Origin of the sequence: Anabaena sp. UHCC 0204, assembly GCF_009711975.1 — a bacterium.
GTDB lineage: Bacteria > Cyanobacteriota > Cyanobacteriia > Cyanobacteriales > Nostocaceae > Dolichospermum.
The window spans coordinates 105,855-113,687 of record NZ_VIKW01000081.1; the positions used below are offsets into that span (position 1 = coordinate 105,855).

At 36.5% G+C, this 7,833-nt stretch carries 7 protein-coding genes and 1 pseudogene; 4 read left to right on the plus strand and 4 right to left on the minus strand.

Annotated features, from left to right (window positions below):
* The first annotated feature begins 60 nt into the window (after window positions 1-60).
* Window positions 61-612 carry a GNAT family N-acetyltransferase gene (locus FJR04_RS25110; RefSeq protein ID WP_168499984.1) on the plus strand — a complete coding sequence of 184 codons (552 nt, stop codon included), beginning with the start codon at window positions 61-63 and terminating at the stop codon, window positions 610-612.
* Window positions 613-626: 14 nt separating this feature from the next.
* Entirely contained in the window at window positions 627-1,133 is a 507-nt protein-coding gene (locus FJR04_RS25115) for a hypothetical protein (protein ID WP_168499986.1), read from the plus strand.
* A gap of 78 nt (window positions 1,134-1,211) precedes the next feature.
* On the opposite strand, the gene glmU is transcribed toward FJR04_RS25115, so the two are convergent.
* The 3 genes and pseudogenes from glmU to FJR04_RS25130 form a co-directional block, all read right to left on the minus strand.
* Window positions 1,212-2,567 carry a bifunctional UDP-N-acetylglucosamine diphosphorylase/glucosamine-1-phosphate N-acetyltransferase GlmU gene (glmU, locus tag FJR04_RS25120; protein WP_168499988.1) on the minus strand — a complete coding sequence of 452 codons (1,356 nt, stop codon included), beginning with the start codon at window positions 2,565-2,567 and terminating at the stop codon, window positions 1,212-1,214.
* A 153-nt stretch (window positions 2,568-2,720) separates the two neighbouring features.
* Window positions 2,721-3,290 (minus strand): annotated as a pseudogene (locus FJR04_RS25125) (HD-GYP domain-containing protein); the annotation flags it as partial.
* A gap of 433 nt (window positions 3,291-3,723) precedes the next feature.
* Window positions 3,724-4,611 (minus strand): tRNA (5-methylaminomethyl-2-thiouridine)(34)-methyltransferase MnmD, encoded by an 888-nt coding sequence (locus FJR04_RS25130; RefSeq protein WP_168499990.1) that lies wholly within the window; start codon window positions 4,609-4,611, stop codon window positions 3,724-3,726.
* A gap of 74 nt (window positions 4,612-4,685) precedes the next feature.
* Between FJR04_RS25130 and FJR04_RS25135 the strand changes: the two genes are divergently transcribed.
* Window positions 4,686-5,504: a sulfurtransferase gene (locus FJR04_RS25135; RefSeq protein WP_168500023.1), complete on the plus strand. Its 819-nt coding sequence runs from the start codon at window positions 4,686-4,688 to the stop codon at window positions 5,502-5,504.
* 123 nt (window positions 5,505-5,627) lie between these two features.
* Here FJR04_RS25135 and FJR04_RS25140 read toward each other — a convergent pair whose 3' ends face one another.
* Window positions 5,628-6,839, minus strand: coding sequence for a hypothetical protein (locus FJR04_RS25140; protein WP_217359533.1), 1,212 nt, complete (start codon window positions 6,837-6,839; stop codon window positions 5,628-5,630).
* A gap of 106 nt (window positions 6,840-6,945) precedes the next feature.
* Between FJR04_RS25140 and FJR04_RS25145 the strand changes: the two genes are divergently transcribed.
* Window positions 6,946-7,833 (plus strand): FecR family protein (locus FJR04_RS25145; protein ID WP_168499992.1); only part of this gene is annotated, 888 nt, incomplete at its 3' end.

Below are 7,833 nucleotides of genomic sequence, written 5' to 3' on the forward strand. Positions count from 1 at the left end.
TATACGAAACCCATTCAGCGATAAACTCAACTTATATAAAAATTCAGACAGGGTTTATTAGTGCAGCTACAAATTCAATTAAATCGAGGTACAGACAACTCACCAGTTAACGCCAATCTTGTTGAATTATCTCAAAAGCACATCCATGATTATGAAAACTTATGGCGCGAGGAGTTACGAGTTTTTCAAGCAGAAGATAAGTTTTGGGATTGGTTATTTAAACTGGGATATATTAGCAAACAAGACAACCAAGAAGGCTATGCGCTGGAATGTGAAGATTGTACTCAAGGGTTAATGATGGTGGAAACTCAATTACACGGTTCACGCTCTGCAATTGGGCAAAGATTAGTATATATCCAGTACATTACCTCTGCTCCTTGGAATCGTAAAGAAATACAACGTCCACCACGATACAAAGGTGTAGGGACTGCATTATTGAGATATGCACGACTCAGAAGTGTAGAGTTAGGTTATGGTGGAAGAATTGGACTGCATTCACTTCCAACTGCGGAACGATTTTATGAAAACCAAAATATGCTCAATCTTGGTATTGATGAAGAATACGAGAATCTTACCTACTTTGAATATGGTATGTTACGACTACAAAAATGATGCAAGGAGTAATTATGAATAATAACCAGAATGTAGCTGAAGCTATTGATTTACTTTTTAACCCAGCATCTCTCCAAGCAGCAATTCAAATTGAAGATGAAACCGACTGCGACGTAACAGCAGGATTAGATTGGGGTTTAGCAATTCCCGCTTTATGGCAAAATCCGGGAATGTTTGGAAGAATGACACAGTTGCGCGTATCACTCAACCGAGAACTGCGGTTACTCCTGAAAGAATGGAATTTGGGTATAGGGGAAAAAACAGCCTTAGAAGTAGCACAAAAACGCTTGATTCAAAGACTACAATTACCCCAACCTGTAGCTTTATCAGCACTGCAAGATATTTTAAAACAAGATGAATTATATAATGTTGAAGAATTTATATCTAATCGAGATCTATTAAAGTTGCTTTTAACTATTTTACTATTAGCTAGTGATTGGGAAGAAATAGCTCTAGCTGCTGCAAATTCGGTACGAGAACAGGTAATTTATAAAGTAGGAATTAATCAGATTTCTGCATAAAAATGTATTTCTTCCTTTGCGTCTTTGCTCCTTTGCGCGAAACAAAAAGGGTGCGTTATTAATGCACCCTAAAAAATATTAACTGTCAGTTTTCATCTTCCAACCTGGTTTCACAACTTGACGACTGCGTGCAATTACTAAAGAATCATCAGGGACATCTTCTGTCACCGTTGAACCTGCGGCTATGTAGACATCATTCCCCACAGTAATAGGTGCAACTAAAACACTATTAGAACCAGTTTTGGTGCGATCGCCTATAATTGTTTTATGCTTTTTCACACCGTCATAATTAGCAGTAATTGTTCCCGCACCGACATTTACCTGAGTTCCCGCTGTTGTATCACCCAAATATGAGAGATGTGCTACATTAGTGCGATCGCCTAATTGGGTATTTTTCAACTCTACAAAATTACCAATTCTGCAACCAATACCCACCTCTGCATGACCCCTTAAATGAGCATAAGGTCCAATCCGAGTTTGAGATTGAATAATGCTATCTGTGACTACAGAATATAGAACAGTGACATTTTCACCCAATTCACTATTTTCAATTAAACTTCCTGGACCAATGCGACTACCAGATTTAATCACCGTTTTTCCTCGCAAATGAGTTTGCGGTTCAATAATTACATCTGGTTGTAATTCCACAGTTTCATCAATAGTAATACTTGCAGGATCAATTAACGTCACACCTGCTAACAACCATTTTTCCTTAATCCGTCTTTGCAAAATATCGTTAGCTGTTGCTAATTGCAATCTATCATTAATTCCCAAAATTTCTTGATAATCTTGCACATCTACAGCCATTACCTTCCCCACTTGAGTTACAGCGTCAGTCAGGTAATATTCTTTTTGGGCATTATTAGCTTCTAATTGAGGCAAAAACTTTGCTAAATCTGGCCAACGGAAACAGTAAATACCCGCATTTACTCGATTATTTTCTCTTTGGTTAGGAGTACAATCTTTATCCTCAACCATTTTTTGAACAGTACCATCACTGTTACGAAAAACTCTTCCATAACCTTGGGGATTTGCTAATTGTGCAGAGAGAATAGTACAGGAATTCTCATTTTCTTGGTGAGTTTGTAAAAGGTTTTTCAAAGTTTCCGTCCGCAACAAAGGGACATCACCATTTAAAATCAATAAATCCCCAGTGTAACCTTCTAAATGGGGAAGCAATTGTTGGATAGCATGACCTGTGCCTAATTGTACAGTCTGTTCTACAAACTCCAGTCCATGAATTGAATCCAGCGCGGTTTTTACTTCCTGGGACTGATAACCAACAATCACTAACCTGCGTGAAGGTGAAAGGGGTTCAACACTTTCAATAACGCGCTCAACTAAAGATTTTCCTCCCAAAGAATGTAAAACTTTGGGTAGGTTAGATTTCATTCTTGTTCCTTTTCCTGCTGCGAGAATTGCTACAACAACCATAATTAATTATCAGTGAATTTGCGATAAATGCTTTTTTGAATTGTTCTGTTCAAGGTCAGATCATATCAGTTAATCATCTCAAATAAGAAGAAGACTTTTTATTGTTCACGTGATGTATCCAATTTTCGAGATTTCTTTAACAGACAAAGATTGTTAATATTTTGTTCTGAAATTGTCTGACTGGAGAATAAATTCGGTAAACTTTTCCATCAGTTCCGGATTACGCCAACCAGTATTAGTTTCTTTCCACATCAGTGAAATTGCTAATTCTGATGTCAGCCCTTTTTTATAAGGTCTTGTACTAATCAAAGCATCGTAAATATCAATAATTTGAAATACTTGAACTATATAGGGGATTTCATTTCCTTTAAGTCCGTCAGGATAACCTGAACCATCCCAGCGTTCATGGTGATTGCGAATAATAGGAAGCACACCTTTCGTACTTGCTAATGGCTGACAAATTCTTTCTCCGATCACAACGTGCTGCTTCATAATCTCCCATTCATCTGGGGTAAGTTTTTCCTTTTTCAGCAACACTGTATCAGGAGTCGCTATTTTACCTATATCATGGAGATAAGCACCCCAGGTTATATCTCGAATTTCCACAGGTGAAAGTTGTAGATATTTTCCAAATTCAGAACCCATTTTTACCAGTCTTTCACAGTGATCACCTGTATCAGGATCACGACTACCGATCGCTACAGCAAAAAAAAACAATAGTTGATCAGTACCTTCTAAATTTGGATGATTTTTTAAAACACTCGAAGTTTTATAAACTATAGAATCATAGATATTAGTAGTATTATATTCGATGTCCGAAAATAAAGGTGTTGCTATTTCTCGGATGAGATTTTCTTGATTGTTTGTAGAATCCAAAGACTTTAATTGTTGTTGAAGCACGAAATTACCCCCTAATGATTTGACAACGTGAACTATTTCTGTTGTTAGTTAGCGACAAGATATTATTTAGTTTTGAAACTTTTAGGTATTTTTAATATGATTTGATAATTTGATGATCTTACTTGACGAAACTAAATACTTACTCACGGACTGGGAATCTACATGGAAATTATTACACAAATATTAATTTTAGTAAAGTTTTATCTTTAACAAAACTTTAAAATTGCAATAAATATATATAATGTATCTTTAAATTCTACCTTTTCCATCTTTTGCGCCATTGTGAAGTTGATTCTAGCACGGAGCTTTGTACTTCCTGTTGTCGGCGCTTGAGTATTATTTCCGCACTATCACTTAAGTAAGGATCTCGATAGGGAATAGCTGCACGAGTCAGTAAATGCTCTGCTTCTGCTGGAGAAATACGGGGAAGACTGGGCTGAGTAGAGTTTGCGTCTGTGGGGGGATGTGCTGCTATTGTCCCTGGTGTGCGTCTTCCTACGGGTGAAGTCGAGCCTATAATTAAACCAGCAGATAACAGTGCAGTTCTTACCGCAGCAGCACAAGAATAGGTAGCGAGTGACCCATTTTGATGTAAACATTGTGCTATTTTTTGGATAAACTCCACTGTCCATAACTGGGGACATCTTGGTGGTGAAAAGGGATCAAGAAAAATTGCATCAGCTTGAAAACCTGATTGATGTACCTGGAGAATTGAACTTCTCGCGTCACCAATTAGTAATTTAGCCTGGAGGTGATCTGTTTGGATTTGATGCTCAAAAGCTATTTGAGTTAAAATATCTGGACAATCGTAGTTCCAACTATCAAATAAATGATGGGTAATTGCTGCTTGGGGTACAACTGGATTTAGTTCCAAACCAATAATTTCTACGTGACAACTAGGATTTGCTTCCCAAATGGTTTGTAAAGCCGCTGCTGTGTTGTATCCTAGACCATAACAAACATCTAACAGTTGTACCGTTCCCTTTTTAGCTAAAGTTGCTAATTGAGTAGGGACAGCAAACTTGAATAAACTTTCTTGTTTTGCTCCATAATGGCTATGAAAGGTTTCGTTAAATTCTGGGGAAAAGAACGTAAAAGAGCCATCTTTTGTTTTTTGGGGTGTAAATTTTTCTAAATTGGGCATTTAAGTTAGTAGGGGCGCAGGGACTGCACCCAGTCAAGAGTCAGAAGAAAAAGGAAAAAAATTACCAATTACCAATTATGAATAATCAACTTATTGTTTCTCCACAATGGCTATTTGAAAATCTCAATAATCCTCAAGTTGTGATTGTTGATTGTCGTTTTTCCTTAGCTGATTCACAGTTAGGAAAAAAGCAATATGAAGCTAATCATATACCGGGTGCTTACTATTTAGACTTAAATCAAGATTTATCTAGTCCTGTGGGAGAACATGGAGGAAGACATCCTTTACCAAACATTGCTGAATTAGCGGAAAAATTATCAGCTATTGGGGTAAATTCCCAAAAAACTTTAGTAGTAGCTTATGATGATTCTCGTTTAGCTTTTGCATCTCGTTTATGGTGGTTATTGCGATATTTAGGACATGAACAAGTAGCTGTTTTAGATGGTGGTTTTGACTGTTGGGAAAAAGCAGGTTATTCTGTGACCAAAGTAATTCCTACATCTAGGGGAGGAACATTTATTCCCTATGTACAAAGTGAGAAAGTTGTAGATTTTACTTATGTAAAAACTCATAAAGATAACCCAGATGTAGTTTTGATTGACTCTAGGGAAGGCGATCGCTATCGTGGAGAAAGAGAATCAATTGATAAAGTTGCTGGACATATTCCCGGTGCTGTCAACTATCCTTGGACAGAAGTAACTGATGCGTCTGGGTGCATACTTTCCCACACGGAACAATCTCAACGTTGGCAAAATATAGACACAACCAAAGAAATTTTAGTATATTGTGGTTCTGGTGTCACAGCTTGTGTAAATTTACTTTCTTTAGCTATAGCCGGAATTCCCACAGCTAAACTTTACGCTGGTAGTTGGAGTGATTGGATTAGTTATTAGTTAGTTGTCAGTTGTCAGTTGTCAGTTGTTAGTTGTCAGTTGTTAGTTGTCAGTTGTCAGTTGTCAGTTGTCCACTGTTAGAAGCGTAAACTATTACCAATTACCCATTACCAATTACCAATTTCAAAATTTACCTAATTCAAAATTATAGTTTACACTGAAAAACCAGCTAGAAAAATCAATATTGCTTTGGCTAGAATCACCAAAATTCATACCAGATTGCAGATTTACATTACTTGTTTTAGATATACTGTAATTTAAATTTGCATATAAACGGTGTAATTGATCTTCTCTTTCCCTTTGGGTGAAATCTGATAGATTTAATTTGTAATTAATGCCAACTTGCAAGGGTTTTTGTAAATAGTAATTTAAAGAAACCCAAAAAGAGTTAATTACCCGACTACGACTTTCTGGATCAGAAAAATTAACACTTAATTCATAGATACTATCTAGCATTAACTTCTGGCTGAGAGTATCCCTTCTTCCTAAAGATAGACGCAAAGAATGTTCATTTAAAAAGCGTTCTCCAGATTGGAAAAAATTGTCATTTTGAGCATAGAATAACTGTTGATTATTCCAACTCAGTTCTCCATACATTTTCTGAGATAATTGTTGGTAAATACCTAAATTCAATCTTACTTGATTGTAACTGTATTTTGATTGGTCGAGATAACGAATCAAATTCCCATCAATAGAACCGTTGATATAGGTACTGCTGCTTAGAGGGAAATACGTAGAAGCCAAAGTTAAGCCCGAAAAAACTAAACCATCTTCTATAGGATTATCTTGAGCAGAAAAGATATTACTTGCTTGGAAGTAACCAACACGGGCTTTTAAAGAGCCGATAGGTTTAGATTCAACTGGGGGTATACCTTCTAACGGTTTTGGCCTCACCCGTAAACCCAACTCCTGATTAATATCTGATTCTGGAGGGACTTGGGCTTGCTTTTGTAAATCCTGAATAAGTGGCTCTAGCTGCTGAGATGAATTAATATCAGATTCATTGTATCTTTTCTCTATTGGCTTTGGAGTTTTTGTTGGTAAGTACCTAGATTCTTCTAGCTGTTGCAAATTGCTGAAATCTTGCTTTAGTGTTTCTACTTGTATTTCTGAGTATTTTACTTGATCATCATCAGACTGCTGATTCTCCTCTATATTTGAAAAATATGTTACATTAGATACGGGTTCATCGGGATTTTCCTGATTTTCTAAATTAGTTGCCCAAACTCTATTTTTTCCAAGATCACAGCAGTTTCCAATGAAAGAAACTAATATGATTGAAAAAAATAAGTCTTTACAAACTTGAGGTTTGATTCTGGGGATTATTGCTTGCATCTTAATAAACTAAATTTCACAATTCTTATGAATAAAAGCCGAAAAGTTGGAACTCAACTTCCAACTAAAAGCACAAACTATTTCTAATTAGTGAAAACTCTGAGTTATGTGTACTAAATTTTTACCATATTTTTTGCTAGTTTTATGGACAGGTATCTTTTTACCTTCACCTTTATCTAATCGAGCGATCGCTCTGACTCCTTTAACAAAAGCGGAAATTCAAAAACTTCAAAACATAGTTCAATTTATCCCTAAAGATAACTTAAACAAGCGTCCTGCCCGTAAGTTAGATATTATCACACCTGGGGATAGTGTATCTACTGGTAGATCCTCTCTTGCAGATTTACGTTTTAATGATGGATCTTTGGCACGGTTGGGAGAACAAGCCGTTTTTAAATTTGTGCCAAAACAACGTAATTTTCAGCTATCCAACGGGACTGTATTATTACTGATTACACCGGGACAGGGGCAAACACAGATTAAAACACCAAATGCAGCCGCCGCAATTCGTGGTTCAGCCTTATTTGTGCGTTATAATCCGTTAACAGATACAACTATTGTCGGGGCGCTAACAAATAGCGGGATTGAGGTTTTTAATCAGAAAGCTTCCCAAAATTATGTTTTAGAAGCTGGACAATTAATGGTTGTAGTTGCAGATAAATTTCAGGGATTATACGATTTTGATTTGAGGAACTTTTACGAAACAAGTGATTTAATCAAAGGATTAAATTTAACTAATCAAAGTTCTAATGTGATATCAGATCCAACACTCGCTGGTGTTCAGGCTGAAATAAATGCCGCTTTAGCAATACAGTCACCGATTACTGGACAAGGAGTAATTGAAAACCCATCTTTTTTACGAAATGCCTCTATTGCAGAAAATCGTCCCAATCAGGACTTAATTAGAGGAAATTCACCTGTTAATAATTCTAGAGACAATCTCTCAGTTGAATCTTTTGTGGAACCGGGACAAGTAATATTACAAATCCAGCGA

Bases quoted from the DNA above. Each gene is read 5' to 3' on its own strand.
- FJR04_RS25130 (WP_168499990.1), bottom strand. From the start codon at position 4,611: ATGCCCAATTTAGAAAAATTTACACCCCAAAAAACAAAAGATGGCTCT.
- FJR04_RS25140 (WP_217359533.1), bottom strand. From the start codon at position 6,839: ATGCAAGCAATAATCCCCAGAATCAAACCTCAAGTTTGTAAAGACTTA.
- glmU (WP_168499988.1), bottom strand. From the start codon at position 2,567: ATGGTTGTTGTAGCAATTCTCGCAGCAGGAAAAGGAACAAGAATGAAA.
- FJR04_RS25115 (WP_168499986.1), top strand. From the start codon at position 627: ATGAATAATAACCAGAATGTAGCTGAAGCTATTGATTTACTTTTTAAC.